The 15,921-nt window shown below is 60.9% G+C and carries 10 protein-coding genes and 2 pseudogenes; 1 reads left to right on the forward strand and 11 read right to left on the reverse strand.

The window, feature by feature from the left end; translation table 11 throughout:
- Positions 1-42: 42 nt before the first annotated feature.
- Genes PEP31012_RS00505 through PEP31012_RS00515 form a run of 3 tightly spaced genes read right to left on the reverse strand, consistent with a single transcriptional unit; the run spans position 43 to position 4,978 of the window.
- Positions 43-1,299 carry an ABC transporter substrate-binding protein gene (locus tag PEP31012_RS00505; protein ID WP_150587421.1) on the reverse strand — a complete coding sequence of 419 codons (1,257 nt, stop codon included), beginning with the start codon at positions 1,297-1,299 and terminating at the stop codon, positions 43-45.
- 26 nt (positions 1,300-1,325) lie between these two features.
- Entirely contained in the window at positions 1,326-2,954 is a 1,629-nt protein-coding gene (locus PEP31012_RS00510; RefSeq protein ID WP_150587422.1) for a hydantoinase B/oxoprolinase family protein, read from the reverse strand.
- A 2-nt stretch (positions 2,955-2,956) separates the two neighbouring features.
- Entirely contained in the window at positions 2,957-4,978 is a 2,022-nt protein-coding gene (locus PEP31012_RS00515; RefSeq protein ID WP_150587423.1) for a hydantoinase/oxoprolinase family protein, read from the reverse strand.
- Positions 4,979-5,216: 238 nt separating this feature from the next.
- On the opposite strand from PEP31012_RS00515, the gene PEP31012_RS00520 reads away from it, so the two are divergent.
- Positions 5,217-5,990 (forward strand): IclR family transcriptional regulator, encoded by a 774-nt coding sequence (locus PEP31012_RS00520; RefSeq protein ID WP_150587424.1) that lies wholly within the window; start codon positions 5,217-5,219, stop codon positions 5,988-5,990.
- An 867-nt stretch (positions 5,991-6,857) separates the two neighbouring features.
- Here PEP31012_RS00520 and PEP31012_RS00525 read toward each other — a convergent pair.
- The 8 genes and pseudogenes from PEP31012_RS00525 to PEP31012_RS00565 form a co-directional block, all read right to left on the reverse strand.
- The gene (locus tag PEP31012_RS00525; protein WP_150587425.1) at positions 6,858-8,276 is read right to left on the reverse strand and encodes a competence protein CoiA family protein; all 1,419 of its coding nucleotides are present in this window, start codon (positions 8,274-8,276) and stop codon (positions 6,858-6,860) included.
- A 941-nt stretch (positions 8,277-9,217) separates the two neighbouring features.
- Positions 9,218-9,616: a type I restriction-modification system subunit M N-terminal domain-containing protein gene (locus PEP31012_RS24225; protein WP_425494914.1), complete on the reverse strand. Its 399-nt coding sequence runs from the start codon at positions 9,614-9,616 to the stop codon at positions 9,218-9,220.
- Positions 9,549-9,731 (reverse strand): annotated as a pseudogene (locus PEP31012_RS00535) (integrase core domain-containing protein); the annotation flags it as partial. The pseudogene PEP31012_RS00535 and the gene PEP31012_RS24225, both read right to left, overlap by 68 nt.
- A gap of 208 nt (positions 9,732-9,939) precedes the next feature.
- Positions 9,940-11,310: pseudogene (gene ltrA, locus PEP31012_RS00540) on the reverse strand (group II intron reverse transcriptase/maturase).
- An 820-nt stretch (positions 11,311-12,130) separates the two neighbouring features.
- Complete coding sequence (locus PEP31012_RS00550) at positions 12,131-12,913, reverse strand: ABC transporter permease (protein ID WP_150587426.1); 783 nt, start codon at positions 12,911-12,913, stop codon at positions 12,131-12,133.
- A gap of 8 nt (positions 12,914-12,921) precedes the next feature.
- Complete coding sequence (locus tag PEP31012_RS00555) at positions 12,922-13,797, reverse strand: ABC transporter permease (protein ID WP_150587427.1); 876 nt, start codon at positions 13,795-13,797, stop codon at positions 12,922-12,924.
- Positions 13,790-14,851 carry an ABC transporter ATP-binding protein gene (locus PEP31012_RS00560; RefSeq protein ID WP_150587428.1) on the reverse strand — a complete coding sequence of 354 codons (1,062 nt, stop codon included), beginning with the start codon at positions 14,849-14,851 and terminating at the stop codon, positions 13,790-13,792. Before PEP31012_RS00560 ends, PEP31012_RS00555 begins: the two co-directional genes overlap by 8 nt.
- Positions 14,833-15,915 (reverse strand): ABC transporter substrate-binding protein, encoded by a 1,083-nt coding sequence (locus PEP31012_RS00565; RefSeq protein ID WP_150587429.1) that lies wholly within the window; start codon positions 15,913-15,915, stop codon positions 14,833-14,835. The genes PEP31012_RS00560 and PEP31012_RS00565 overlap by 19 nt, the downstream gene beginning before the upstream one ends.
- Between the last annotated feature and the right edge of the window lie 6 nt (positions 15,916-15,921).

Below are 15,921 nucleotides of genomic sequence, written 5' to 3' on the forward strand. Positions count from 1 at the left end.
ACCCGCGTCTGGCGCGCGGGGCTTATCCCTGACTGGAATCGATCAGCGCGACGCCGTGCTCTTCTTGAGCGCCCGGCACTGGCTTTGCGATGCCGGCAGGAACACCTGCTCGCCCGGAAGCACCTTTTGCAGGGTGTACAGATCCCACGGTCCTTTCGACTCCTTCGGCGACTTCACCTTGAAGTAGTAGTAGTCGTGGATCATGCGGCCATCGGCACGCAGCGTCGCGTTGCGCACCACGTCATCCTTAATGGGAAGCTCGTGCATTTTGCGCATGACGAGTGCCGGGTCCTTCGAGTCGGCGGCGACGACTGCCTTGAGATAGTGGTAGACGGACGAATACACGCCGGCGTGCGTGAGCGACGGCGGTCCCTTCTTGTACAGCTCCATGAAGCGCTTGCTGAAGCGGCGGGTACCGTCATCCAGGTCCCAGTAGAAGCTCTCCGGGAACTGGAGGCCCTGTGCCTGCGCGAGCCCGATGCCCTTGATTTCGTAGACGGTCGGGAAAAACGCTGCTAGTTGTTTCTTCGCGCCGAGCTGGAACTCGCTGGCGGTCTTGATCGAATTGGCTGCGTCGGCGCCCGAGTTCGCGAACGCCACGACATCGGCCTTCGACTGCTGGGCCGCGATGATCTGCGAAGACATGTCGCTGGTGTTGAGCGGATGCTTGGACTCGCCGACTGTCTGTGCGCCGATCGCGTCGAGCTGCTTGCGCGCCTCTGCCGTAGCGGCAAGACCGTAGGCGTAATCGACCGTCACGAAGTACCAGCCCTGCTTGGGCTTGGCCAGCCCCTTGATCGCCGCCGCAGTCTGCGAGTAGGTATCCCACATCCACTGCACCGCGTACTCGGGCTGACAGTTCTCGTTGGTGATGCTGAGGGGACCGCCGACAAACAGGGCGATCTTCTTCTTTTGCACCGCCAGATTCTCCATGGCCAGCGCAACCGCCGAGTTGACCATGTCAGCGTAGGCGTCCACGTGTTCGACGTCTGCCCACTCACGCGCCTTGGAAAGCGCAATATCGGTCTTGTTCTGGTGATCCGCCGTGAGAAGCTGGATCTTCAGGCCCTTGCATTCCTTGGCGAGGCAGTCGTCGATGGCCAATTGCGCGGCAACGACCGAGCCTTGCCCGGAGAACTGCGAGAAGGCACCGCTCATGTCGGTGAGCAGGCCGATCTTGACGGTATTGCCCTCGATTCCCGCATGGGCGGCGCCCGATGCGATCATTGCCGCTGTGGCCGTCACCGTGGCGATGCACAGGCTGCTCAGGCGAAGTCTCCCGGTCAAATGCTTTTTCATTGTCATGCCCTCCATTGTGTGTGGACTCACTGAGTGACCATACCGTCTTCGATATCGGCTTCGCGCAGCGCTCGCGGACGCTCGGCAGCATCGCCATAGCCGCCGCCACCGCCCATGTAGACCTTGACGCGGTCGCCGCGATTGAGCGTGACCATTGATTTCGACGCAATGCGCTCTGTCACGCCGTTGCGTGTGAGTTCGCAGTAGCCCCGCTCACCGGCCCCGCCGCCGAACAGTCCCTGCGGTGCGTACCGGTGACGGTCAGCATAGATCGCAAAGACCACGCCGTCCTTGAGCACGCTGTACTCCCGGCTGAACCCCGCGCCGCCCCGATATTTCCCGCTACCGAACGAGTCGGGCTCCAGCGTGTAGCGTTCCAGGCGGAAGAAGTCGTATTCCATATCCAGCGCTTCGACCGGCGTATTGGCGCAGTTCGACAGCGGCGAGTCGACCGCATCGCAGCCATCGCCGTGTTGCGAGCCGCCGTAGCCGCCCCCGAAGATTTCCAGATAGACGCTGTAACTTTCGTCACGCTGTAACGAGAAGCAGGCGGCGGTCAGCGTATCAAAGCCCGTCGCAATCACCTTCTCCGGTGCGACCGGTGCGAGCGCCCGCATGATGGCGTTATAGATCCGGTAGTTGGCCTCCAGCCGTGCGCGCACCGGCGAAGGCGGCGCCGGATTGAGGATCGAGCCGTACGGCGCGCTGATTCGTACCGCGCGCAGAATGCCGTCGTTGAAGGGAATATCCGGCGACGTCAGCACCGATTTGACGCATGTGACCGCCGCCGACACCGTGCAGGAGAATGGCGAGTTCAGGTTGCGCCGCACCTGCGGGCTGCTGCCGGTGAAGTCGATGTCGATGGCGTCCCCACGCACTTCGACCTTGACCTTGATGAGCAGCGGCTCGTCGGTCACACCGTCGTCGTCGATCACGTCTTCCCCGTAGTACACGCCGTCGGGCAGTTGCGTGATGGCAGCTCGGAATCGTCGTTCCGAGTAGTTCACCATTTCGGCCATTACTTCGGTCACGGCGTCCGCGCCGTATTTGTCGCAAAGCTGGGCCACGCGCGCGGCGGCGATCGCGTTGGCGGCGAACATGGCATTCATGTCGCCGATGGTCAGATCCGGCACACGGATATTTGCCCGCACCAGTTGTTCAAGCGGTCCGCCGTTCCAGTCGCGGCTCTGCGACCACTTGGTCGGCGGCAGGCGCAAGCCTTCCTGATAAATGTCCGTGGCCCCAGGATCGAGGCCCGGCGCACCGCCGCCGAAGTCGATCTGATGGGCGACGCTCGCCGAAAATCCGATCAAGCGCTCGCCGTAGAAAATCGGGCAGAAGATGTAGACATCCGGAAGGTGTTGGCCGCCGGAGTACGGATCGTTGGTGATCATGAAATCGTCCGGCGTAATCGTCTCCACGGGAAAACGCGCCAGACACTGCTTCAGCGTGATGCCGATCGGGCCGAGCTGGATCGGGATCAATTCGGCTTGTGCAACGATATCTCCTTGCAGGTTGCTGATGGCGGCCGAGCCGTCGCTCGCTTCGCGCAGAATGGTCGAGTACGCGGAGCGGATCAGCTTCACGCCCATTTCGCGGGCGGCGGCCAGCACGCTCTGGCTGATGATGGCGTTGTCGAACGGATTGACAGGCATCGTCAAACCTCCTTGGAGAGAATCAGGTTGGATTGCGTGTCCACGCTGGCCTGCCAGCCCGCCGGCACGAGTACGGTGGTGGTGTAGTCCTCCAGCACCGCCGGGCCGCTCAACGCTGCGCCGTCCGCACCCAGCGCAGCGACCGTGCGACGGCGGCATGGCATCCAGTTTCGGCCGTCATACAGCGCAGGTTCGCCCGGCGCAGCGTCCAGACTGCCCGTGACGCTTGCCGTCGCGCTGACGTGCGGCGTGACGAGCGTGGCGCCGACGCGAAGCGCCACGACCTCGATCGGACGCCCCGTCTTGTCCGCATGGAAGTAGATACGCTCGTGTGCCTCGGTGAAGCCCTCGCTCAGCGAATTGCGCTCAAGTGCGGCAAGCGCCGCGGCGTCGAGTTCGAGCGGCACTTCGAAGGCCTGCCCCACGTAGCGCATTTCAAGCGTGAAGCTGAATTCCAGCGGCTGGTCGAACGCCATCCGCACGAACTGCGCTTGCAGATCGGCTTTCATCCCGGCGAAGCGCTCGCGCAACTGGTCGCAGGTGTCGTCTGCGACCTGCACGCGGTACGTCTGCGTTTCGTACTTGATGAAATCGGACGCCAGCAGGCCGTGGGCCGACGTCACCCCGGGGTTCGGCGGCGCCACTACCGTGCCGATGCCGAGGTCTTCGGCAATCTGGGCGGCCTGCATCGGACCCGCACCGCCGAACGGCACGAGTACGTAGTCGCGTGGGTCCCGGCCTCGCTCGGTCGACACGAGCTGGATGGCGCGAACAATGTTGGCGTTGGCCAGGCGCACGGCATTGTGGGCAACAGCCTCGACCGACAGGCCAAAGTGCGCTGCCAGCCGGTCGAAGGCGCGATGCGCGGCGGCTACATCGAGGGCCATCTGACCGCCGAGAAACGCTTCGGCCCGCACCGTGCCGAGCACCACGTGAGCATCCGTAATGGTTGGTTCGGTGCCGCCGCGACCGTAACAGGCCGGCCCCGGTTGAGCGCCGGCGCTCTTCGGGCCGACACGCAACATGCCGCCGTTGTCGACCCAGATCAGGCTGCCACCGCCGGCGCCGACCGTGACGATGTCGAGGACAGGCGTACGCACGGGCAGGCCGTCGATCTCGGTTTCGGACGCGAGCGTAGGCTTGCTGTCCTGCACGAGACATACATCGGAGCTGGTGCCGCCCATGTCGAAGGTGATGACGTTGCGATAACCGGAGCGCACGACCTGGCGCACGGCGCCAACTACGCCGGCGGCCGGCCCCGAGAACAGTGCGCTGATGGCGTTCTCTCGCATGGCGTCGGCAGGCAAACGGCCGCCGTTCGACTGCATCACGGAGAAGCGGCCGCGAAAACCCTCGCGCTCCAGCGCCTGCGTCAGTCGGCCCAGATAGCCGGCAATGACCGGCTGCACGAAGGCGGAGAGCGTGGCCGTGCTGGCGCGCTCGTATTCGCGGAACTCGCAAGCCACCTGATGCGAGCAGGTTACCGTCACATTCGGCAGCGCGGCGCGAATCAGTTGGGCCAGACGCAGCTCGTGGGCCGGATTGCGATATGCATTGAGCAGGCAGATGGCGACGGCGTCGTAGGCGCCCCGCTCCAGTTGCGGCAGCACTTCGCTGCGAAAGCGCGCTTCGTCGAGTGCCGTGTCGACGCTTCCGTCGGTCAGGATTCGCTCTTTGGCTTCGAAGCAGGCGCGACGCTGCACCGGCGGCGATGGCTTCTTGTAGAACAGGTCGTAGATATGCTTTCGATCATGACGTTGCAGGAACAGGATGTCGCGAAACCCCTGCGTCGCGACGAAGGCGACCTTGCCGCCTTTACGTTCGAGCACGGCATTGGTGGCGACGGTCGAACCGTGCGCGAAGTCCTCGATCGTGGCGAAATCGATGCCCGCCGTCCGAAGGGCGTCGAGCACCCCGATATCCGGCGAGGCCGGCGTGCTGGGTACCTTGATGACGCGAATCCGGCCATTGTCATGTGCGACCAGATCCGTGAACGTCCCCCCCACTTCAACTCCGACTTTCATTGGCGTTCCCTTCGTCCCGACCTCGGGACGGCTTTCGATGATGAACAACGCCCCCGTCAATCGATACGGGAAGACGCCGACTCGATGGCCGCTAAAACACACATTGATAATCGATAATCGATATGCGATACAATCAATTCATAAAGCGGTTGGTTTCAGTGTATTCACACACTAAGATTCGGTAAACGCCTATCAATAATCGATAAGCGATTTATTTGTAACAAGAAGGAGCAGTGCAATGGACAAGGATTCACCGATGTTCAACCAGTCTGTAGACAAGGGATTGGCGATTCTGGCGGCGTTTGGCGCGCGCAATCGTCAGATGAGCCTCGCGCAAATCGCAGAGGCGGTCGGCATCACACGCAGCTCGGCACAGCGCATCGTGTTCACACTCGACACGCTGGGGTACGTGACTAAGGATCCGTACACGCGACGGTACGAGCTAGCCAACAAGGTGATGGAGATCGGCTGCAATTACGTTGCTGCGAACCCGCTGATCGAGAGCGCCAATCCGTTTCTCTCCGCGATGAACAGCACGTGCGACGAAACCGTGGCGCTCACGGAGCCGTGCGGTACGAACATGGTCTACGTCGCATCGTTTACGAGTCGCAAGCCCATCGTCGCGCACATGGCGATCGGCAGCCGCATGCCGATGTATTGCACCTCGGCGGGCCGGGCCTATCTCGCCGGTTTACCCGATGAGGAAGCGCGCGCACTGCTGCGCGAATCGGAAATCAAGGCGCTCACCCCGGCGACGCTGCTCGACCCGGAGACGATCCTCACGCATGTTGTCGAAAGCCGCGCGCGCGGCTTCTCGATGAACTTCGAGGAGTACATGCTGGGGCACATGAATGTGGGCGCGCCTGTGTACAACAAGCACGGCCGAGCCATCGCCGCAGTACACGTCGTGGCCCCCAGCAGTCGCTGGACGCGTGACGACGTGACAGGCAAGTTGGGGGCAATGGTGCGCGAATGCGCGGGCGCCATCACGAACGCCGTACGCGCGCATTGACCTGCGTGCGTGGCAGCATGACCGGGTGACGACCGCGCCTTGCCGTTACCGCGTGCGCACGCCGTCGCGCAATCGCTGCCGGCGCAGACGCCCCGATCCGGCTCGTAAGCCCCGAGGCGCTTGGGTGGGCTGCCGCTTGTTCGTCGGTCAGCTCCGGAATCTGGATGCCGGTCGAGTGCAACTACTCTGGCGCTGCCGTAGGTTAGTCGCGAGAACTATGGTGTTGTCAAATCCGCCTATTGGCGATCACGACGGCAACTCGTTGATTTATCTGGGTCTATAGTCGCATGGACAGTGGCGCCCTATGAGTGAAGCGATCTGGGCTGGTGGGTTGCTGTAGGTTATCAGATCGATTTCCTTAAAATTTCGCGCGACTGCAAAAAGGCCGCCGTAAGGCGCCACAGTTCTGCGACTGTGGCGACGAAGCTGATTCGACTGACTTACCTGTCGAGTACCATGTCTTATCTCTTGGGGACCCCAGGCGCGGAATTCACATTTTTTCGCGTCCGCGAAAATCCAGTCGATTCGCGGGGCATCGCCCCGCACCCCACCGGGGGCCGCCCCGGACGCTCTGGGGCGGGGGCAAAAGCACCCTGCCCCAGAGCTGCTAGGCTGATCCGCCCCATCCAGCATCAAGGGTTCTCCTCGGACGGCCCGTGTCCTCGCCCTCGGCTGCGGGCCGCACCGGCCGACCAGGACCGCTGCGCGCCCGTGACACTGACTGCGGCTGGATTCTTGCCAGACAAACGATACGGCGCTTTTTTTGGGGTCTCCGAATTCCGCTGTTAGTTTGTCATTGCGCGGCGTATTTAAAGCTGCCTTATGCATAGTGTTAGCCGGAGCAGTAACGTGAGAATTTGGGCGGCTTTAGGCGACAGCCCGCACGAACACGCCGGCCGCCGCCAGAAGTTCCACAGCCTTCTCGACGGAGATGCGCAACGTCGTTGCGACGCTTTGGGCGTAGGCCGCCTCATTCGACATCCGGCGCCCTGGTTCTTGCCATGTATTCAAGAGTATCGTCGCCTCGCTGGGCGCAACATGCACGCCTGTCTTGCGAACGGCGGACCAGAACCGCGATGTATCGACATCGCCGCGTGCCCAGCAGTATCCGAGGGGGGCGGTCTTCGAGGCCCTGGCTTTGGCATCCGAGCTCGGCACTCGCGTCTCGTCACCGAGTACGTCCCAAAGGATTTCGAACTCCTGCCGCACGCACCGACGCAGATAGTCCGCTTGCTCGAGCGCGGAAAAATAATCCCAGACGGCGACGCGCACGGAGGTCGATTCCGACGAGGCGATGTCGTAACGCTCAATCAGCCAATCGGCGACCGCCTCGACGGTTATTCTTTGATTTGGGTTTCGCGCGCGCCGCCGGAGAATGTGCCTGCGAAACACATCGGCCTGCCATATGCGGGTAGACACCTTGATGGCAGAGCCCCCCCGCACATCATGCCCGAGGATGGCGGGCCAAGCCGTGACGGGCTTGCCCAGTTTTGTCACGAGGAACGCCAGCTTCTGGGCGGATGTGGCGGACCGGAAACGGGCGTTGGCCATTTCAATCTTCACGAGGCGGTCCGTTATTGCGTCAGCGCGCGCGGCGTTGAGCGCAGCGTCAAGTCGACGTTCTTCCCGGTACACCTCGTCGAGCGAGGCGTATTCTGCGGCATCGCGCCGATTCCGCAAGGCTTCCAGCCGGGCCCTTGCCTCGGCCTCTCTTGGATAGAACAGCCAGCACTTGCCCTCAGCTGCGTCAAGCACGAGTCGCCGGACTTCCGACGCCGTCACGTCGCGCGGCACGGCCGACAAGTCGATTTCCAGGGCCGGTGTTTGAAGTCGCTTCAGCGCCTCCAGTTTTGGACGGTCCGGCTCGTGCGTGACCGTCACCTCGACGAAAATGGTCTCGCCCTGGCAAACACCCCGAAAATCCGGCCGGATGCCGTCGACCCAGACTTCCGCCTCACCCGCTACGTCCCAGCGGAGTGTATGCTCGACGCACAGCGTGATGTCTTCACCGCTCGGTTGCTCGTGCAACTGGCACACCAGCGCTGGCGCACGCAGGGTGTCGCTTTCAACCAGAATCTGCTTGGCAAGGATATGCAGCGCTGTCTCGAACGCCGTTGTGCAGGAAGCCTCGGCCTTGTGCGCGAAGTGCCAGACACGCGCGTCGCCCTGCTTTCGCGTCACGAGCTGTTTGCACTCGGCGCAGCGAAAGGTGCCCTCGACGGATGGCGGCACATCGTGAATATCGACGATGCGCCCTTTCCCATCAAGTGCAAACGGAATCTTCAATTGAGAATGAAAGCGAAAGTGTCGTGGATGACCATGGTAGCAGTATCACGGAGACAAGCCCCCGGTGACGCGGCGAGCTCGGCGGTGAGACGGCAATCTTCCACAATGCTTTCCAACTTTTCACCCGTTGATTCCCAAGGCCGAGAGAGCGTTATCTAAAGGGCCAGAAAATCTCACGTTATGGGTCTTGCTACGCTGCGGGAATGGTCAATGCGGAGAGGGACATGCATTAGTTGGCGGTGTTCGTGACCTGCACCACGCGCGCCAAATTCTTTCAAGGCAGCGGAGAATGCCGACACCTACCAGCAAATATGGATGTTTTTTGGGGCAACCTTATCGCCCTTCCGTCAGGCTCGCCGGCTGTGTTGCGGACTTTGGGCTGGAGGCGGTGTCAAGGGCGGCACCGGAAGCCGCAGCGGAGCGCAGCCGCACGTGAGCACCGAACGGATGAGGGTGTCAGCGTAGCGAACCCTTAATGCCGATGGAAGTCATACAGCCTAGCGGCAAGGGGCAGGTCTGAGCGTAGCGGTGCCCTGCTCTCGCCGCCTGTCGGGCAAGGTCCGAAGCGGGGGTGCAGCCCTAAGGGGGGCCAAGCCCGAATGGCGCGGATGGGGCGCATCTCTGCCTTGGCACATAGTCGGACGAGAAGATAGTCCCGCGGGCGTGAGCCGTTCGCAGCGCGGGAAATTTGGCGGCCGGATTTAGCAAGGCAGTTCACAAACATACTTTCAAGCTTGCGCCTTCCGATGCCCTCATTGCAATTCGCCAAGTATGCGTCATGGCCACCCAAAAAACGTAGCGATGACGCATTGTGACTCTGGTCAACCTAGGCAACGGAGCGGTTTTCCGCCGAGCCAAATGCCCTAACGACCAGATTTATAGACAAGAAGAGCTAACAGCACAACTAATAGGGAAAACGGGCAACCGCCCGCATGGCCAATTTATGAAAGGGTTGAGGGCACTGCCGCGCCGCGTTTTCGGGAACGATGACATGCAACGTCGGGAATGATGACACTCATTATAGGGAGCGGTGTCACATGGATAAATGCGATTATCCCCACGCCCGCCCTAGTCAGCGTCGCCACCTGGGTCCGAACTTCCTCGTCGAAGCAGTCGCTGATGCGCTTGTAGAACAACAATGCGAACACGTAGCCACGGAATTCCGAGTGGTCGGCGTTGCCGCGCAAGACGCCGGCGGCCTTGTCGAGGTAGCTTTCAAGCTCGCCTCGGGTGGTAATGCCCCCCGTTTTCCACAGTCGGCAGAAGTAGAAACTAAGCGGCCATGGCCAGCCGCTGCTTCGGGGTAAAACCGCCCAATGCCATATTTGGGCGCTCGTGATTGTAAGTCCACATCCAGTCGGCCGCTGCCTGCCGAACCTGCTCCAGGTCTTCCCACAGATATTGCGAGAGCCATTCGTATCGAGCGGTCCGATTGAACCGTTCGATGTACGCGTTCCCTCGTCACTGCAACGTTAATGTGGCATCCGCCCGATAACGTACTGCCGCACTGTCATTCTGAGAATGACGGGGCCGGACGCCAAAAAATCCGGACTTAACGTACTGCCGAGAAAGCAGAATCGGCATAGGGGGTAGCCGTTAAAGCTACACCCCTGCCACACCACATGGCATGCGGGTCCGCACCGGGCGGTTCGAGCAGTTGAGGTTATGAGAGTCGAGGCACGCCAAGCCGGTCGAAGTGGGCAACGGGTAGCGCTCGGTTCAACAGCAGGTAGCTATTACGCCACCACCTGCGGCTGTTCGCGGCCACCCTGCGGGCGTCCGCCTCCGAGGCACCCAGCGCCAGCAACTCCCGGTACATCGTTGTGCCTCGTCGCCAGTGCTTGAGCTGCATCGCACGCAGCCGGTGTCTGATCCACTCGTCGAGTTTGCGGAACACCTTGGGCGTCTGCGCCAGATGGAAGTACGCTTTCCAACCCGTCATATAGGCCCGCAGTCGCTGCGCCACCTCCAGCAGACTTCGCCCGCCCGAGCGCCGGGTCATCTACCGAATGCGTTGCTTGAATGCCTCCAACGCCTTTCCGGCCACCGCGCATTTGATCCGGTCGTGCGCGCTGCGCCACAACTCGTAGCCCAGAAACCTGCGACCAGGCGCCTGCGCAACCGCCGTCTTGACCTCGTTGACCTTCAAGCGGAGCCGGTCATAGAGCTTGCGCATGCCCTCCAGCACCCGTTCGCCCGCTCGCACACTGCGCACGTACACGTTGCAGTCGTCGGCGTAGCGCACGAAGCGGTGGCCTCGCGTCTCCAGTTCCCGGTCCACCTCGTCCAACAGCACATTGGCCAGTAGCGGCGACAGCGGCCCGCCCTGCGGCGTACCCTCGTGACGCTCCATGACCACCCCGCCATCCATGATCCCGGCCACAAGGTACTGACGCACCAGCCGTAGCACGGCCTTATCGTCTATCCGTCTCGATAACCTCTGCATCAGAATGTCGTGATTGACCCGGTCGAAGAACCTCTCCAGATCCACATCGATCACCACCCGGTAGCCCTCCTGCACATACCGCTGTGCCCTCAGCACCGCATCACGCGCACGACGTCCCGGCCGGAAACCGTAACTGTGTTCGGAAAAGGTCGGATCAATAATGGGCTGCAAGACTTGCAGCAGGGCTTGCTGGATCAATCGATCCGTCACCGTCGGTATCCCCAATTCACGCACTCCGCCTCCGCGTTTCGGGATCTGGACTCGCCGCACCGGCTCAGGCCGGTAGCTTCCATCCAGTAACGCTTCCCGAATCCGAGGCCAGTGCGTCTTGAGTTCGTCCGCCGTCTCGGCCATCGACTTCCCATCCACCCCAGCACTGCCGCGATTGGCTTTGACGCGTTTCCACGCCTTCACCAGATTCGCTCTCGCGAGCGCCTGCCCTAACAGGCCGTCTCGCCCCGGGCTTCCAGTTTCGTCGTGCACCGACCGTGCCTCATCACGCGACGCTCCCGGCTCGGCTTCACCTCGCCTTCGCGCGTCACGCTCCGCTTTCGCGGACTTCTGATGCACTGCACGTTCGAGCACCACGGCCTTCGGCCCTCCTACGCGTTCGGCCCTTCGCCCCATACCGGCAGCTACTACGACCTCGGCTGACTTCTCGCTCCGGTTCAACACCGTCGCCCTTTCAGGCACAAGGCGAGATCTCCCCAGGTAAGAACGCACTCCTTCATCGCACAACCGCCGCATTTACGCCACTTCGCCTTGGTCACGAGAGCTTCGCGGTCCATTGCCCGCTCGCCCTGCTCGGCAGCGCCTTCTATACGGTTCTTGTTCATCGGCTCACGATTTACGCTCCACGCTTCCTCCCCACAATCGGTCGCCCTCATGCAGTTGCGCTTCACTTCATTCGCTGTGACCAGCTTATGGCGGGACTTGCACCCGCAGGAGTGCGCCCATGCTGGGCGCACAACGAAAAAAGCCCCACCAGTGGCGGGGCTTTGCTCGAACTGGGCACTGTTTCATCAGTGTCCCAAAAGTACTGGCGGAGCGGTGAGTCTGGGCATGGTTTATCTCACGGCACGCCCCCTGCTAACAGGGAAATTTGCAGGGAATTCTGACCTTTCCGCCCCCCCCCTACTCCAGCCATGTGCCAGATGCTTTGCGGGCTGCCACGCGCGGCTGGCCGTTACGACCGACTCGGAACAGCGAATAACAGGGAAACATCCGAGACGAGGGCCGCGGCTTATAGGATCATCGTGAGGTACCGTCATGCGGTTTCAATAACATGCGCCAGATAGTTCGTCAAAAGCGTTCCTGTGGCTGATCGTCATTGCTTAGTCAACGGCAATTGGGGCGTGCACGCCATCATGAGGAGGCCGCTGTCGGTCAGGATGCGAGCCGGTTCTGCCTATGCCCTTACGCGTCGAACCGCCAACTCCAGCAGAAGCAATGCCACCGTCAATATGATCAGGAACGAACTGATGGAAGCGATGACCGGCTCCATGTTCATGACGAGGCTGTTCCAGATGCGCACGGGCAGCGTTTCCGTCTCGACGCCTGACAGGAAGAGTGAAATCACCAACTCGTCAAAGGACGTCAGGAAGCTGAAGAATGCAGCCGAAACCACACCGGGAGCCGTCATGGGCAAAATGACCCTCAGGAATGTATAAGTACGCGACGCACCCAGGCTTTCCGCCGCTCGCTCCACAGAAATGTCGATCCCCTGGAGTGTACTGATGAGGATCAGCAATACGATCGGCAATGCCAGCGATGAATGGCACACGGCGATCCAGACTTTAGATCCGACCAGCTCCAACGGGACCGAAGCGAAGTACAGGGCTACCGACGTAATGATCGTCGGGACGATCAACGGCAACAGGCAGAACGAGACGATCAGCTTCTTGTGCCCATATCGGCCACGCACCAGCGAGTAGGCGCCCAGGAAGCCAAGCGTGGTCGCGATTGCGCTCGCCAGTATGGCGATCAGCAAGCTGGATCCCAACGAACTCATCCATTCCGGGCTGGAAAAGAACTCGTCATACCACCGTAACGAGAAGCTGGTGGGTGGAAAGATCATGTAGCTGCTCTTGCCGAATGAAACGGTCATGACGATCAGAATCGGCACGATCATCAACGAGCAGATGACCCACGTCAGCACTTGCGCCACTGGGATTTTTTCAATGAATTTCATGTCGCCCCTCACGACTTGCCGAGCATTTTGTCCAGGTCGGTATACCGGCAGTAGACCGCATAGATGACCAACGTGATGACCAACAGGAAAAGCGACAACGCACACGCCAGCGGCCAGTTCATCGTGACCTCGATGTTGCGCTGGATGAGCATGGCCATCATCACGTCGTTCGGCCCCCCCATCAGCGCGGGCGTGATGAAGAAGCCGATCGCGAGGATGTAGACGATCAGGAACCCCGAGATCACGCCAGGCATGCTGAGCGGGAAGAATATCTTGCGAAACGCGTGGATACGCGACGCCCCCATGCTGTGGGCGGCCTGAAGCAAGCGCGTATCGATGCCCTTCATCGTGGCGAACAACGTCAATACAAAATACGGCAGCAGCACATAGGTCATGCCGATCACTACGCCGGTCATGTTGTACATGAGATTGAGCGGCGTATCGATCAACCCGATCGATATCAGGAATTTGTTGAGTACCCCCTTCGTGCCGAGGATGATCATCCACGAATAGGTCCTGACAATGATCGACGTGAAGTAAGGCACCACGACACAAATGACCACCAGGGTGAACTTGAACGACCGGATCTGCGTAAGCGTGAAGGCGACCGGGTACGCCGCCAGCAGCGCAAGCAGCGTTACTACCAAGGAAATCCACACTGTCTTCCAGGCAACCGTGATGAACATCGGCGATGTGAACGTCTCATACAGCATCACCGCGAAATTGCCATCGAAATCCAGCGCCGACTTGATGAAGAACCATGCGATGGGCAGCACGAAGAACACGGTGAGGAAGCCCAGCACGGGGTAGATAAGCTTGTCCGTCCCGAGGGAGGGGGGCTTCACGTCGATGCGTTGCACTTTATCGAGGGCGATTTCAGCCATGTTGGAGGATCCTCGCGTCCGACGTCTTCTTCCATTGGATGCTCACCGGATCGCCAACGACAAACGCATGGGCATCGGCAACATTGCTGGAATCGGCATAGATCTTCGTGCGCTCGCCAAGGGCGACCTGATACCGGATGATGTGCCCGAGAAAGGAGATGTTCAGGATCCTGCCCTGTAGCGGATCGGGCTGTGCGCTGGCACGTTCACGCACCGGGTGGAGCTCGACGCGCTCCGGGCGAATGAACAAGTGGTCTCCGTCGCGCATGCCCATGCCCTGGCGATAGCGCGAATCCAGGTGCGCGTAAGGCAGGATGTTGGCCTCGCCGAGAAAGCCTGCGGCGAACACATTACACGGGGATTCGTAGACATCCCTGGGCGTACCCACCTGCTCGATCCGGCCATTGTTCATGATCGCAATGCGGTCAGACATGTTCATCGCCTCTTCCTGGTCATGGGTAACGAAGACGACGGTCATGTCGAGTGCGCGCTGCAGTTCCTTGATCTCCATCTGCATCTGGTATCGAAGGTTCTTGTCCAGCGCGCCGAGCGGTTCGTCCATCAGCACCACTTTCGGGTGGAACACGATCGCACGCGCCAGCGCGACACGTTGTTGCTGTCCGCCGGAGAGCTCCTTCGGGAGTCGCTTGGCAAAGGCCGACAGGCGCACGAGGTCAATCGCCCATTGCGCACGCTCCAGGCACGCCTTGCTGCCGAACTTGCGCACCTTGAGCGGAAACATCACGTTCTCCAGCACGCTCATGTGCGGGAACAACGCGTAGTTCTGGAACACCATGCCCAGGTTGCGCTGCTGGGGGCTCATGTAGCTGATGTCGGTGTCGTCAAGCATGACATGGCCTGCATCCGGCGTCGCAAAGCCGGCCAGCATCATCAGCGTGGTGGTCTTTCCCGACCCGCTCGGCCCCAGCAGGGAAAAGAACTCGCCAGGTTCGATACTGAGGTTCAAGTCATCGACCACGGCCTGATCGCCGTATCTCTTTGTGACGTTGCGAAAGCGGATGCGCCCGCTCGATTTCACGAATTCAGCGACCATTTTGCCCACTCCTTGCCGACTACTGCCCGATTATCTGCCCACCATTTCGCGTCCAGCAAGAAGCCGTGCTGGCGCGTGCGATCACCGCCCGGGATCTTGTCGCGCAAGGCCGGTGTCAGTGATTCATATGCCGTCTTCGTCACGGGGCCGCTGTTCCACAGGGCGCTGAACTTGCTCTGGACCTCCTTGCTCAGGCAGAAGTCGACCAGCTTTTGCGCGTTCTCGAAGTTTTTCGCCTTCTTTAAAACGGCATAGGCCTGGACGTGTACGCCGTGCTGATTCCAGTTGATCTCCAGGGGCGCATTGTTCGCGATGCCGTTGAGAATACGCGTGCTCCAAACGGAGCTCAGGTCCGCTTCGCGTGTCGAGAGCATCTGCACGGACAGCGCGCCGGACGACCAGAACTTGGTGATCCCCGGCTTGATGCGCGAGAGTGCCTTGAACGCGCGTGGCAGGTCCAGCGGATACAGCTTGTCCATCGGCACGCCGTCGGCGAGCAGTGCGAATTCGAGATTCGGCGCGCCGCTGTCCATGTCGGCGAGTGCCCGGGTGGACGGATATTTCTTGAAATCCCAGAAATCGGCCCAGCTCTTCGGAACGGTGTCCTGCTTCCACTTGCCCAGGTTATAACCCATGACGTCCGCGTAGACGAAATTGCCCACGTACTTGTCATGCTTGTATTCCGGCAGGATGTCGGCCGGGTCGGTAAACTTGAAGCCGGCGTAGTTCAGCGGAGCCAGGGCATCTTCCCATTGGAGAAGCACGCTGTCGTCGTTGTCGATGATGTCGAGTTCAAGATGGCCGGACTTGATCATCGCCTCGAGCTTGCCGGTGGTCGTAGCCACCGGAATCACGCGAATGCCGGTCTTTGCCGTGAACGGGTCATAGATCAGCTTGCGGCGGATCTCGTCATATGCACCGCCGGGCGAGCGGATCACCACGGTTTCCTGTGCCGCCTCAGTGTTCTTTACCCAGATCATCGGGGCGATGGCCACCGCCCCCGCAAGTTTCAATACCGATCGGCGCCCCATGCTGGTGATGGGTTCCCCATGTCTTTTGTTCATGATCGT

The sequence above is a fragment of the Pandoraea eparura genome (assembly GCF_902459725.1).
In the GTDB taxonomy this organism is placed as follows: Bacteria; Pseudomonadota; Gammaproteobacteria; order Burkholderiales; family Burkholderiaceae; genus Pandoraea; species Pandoraea eparura.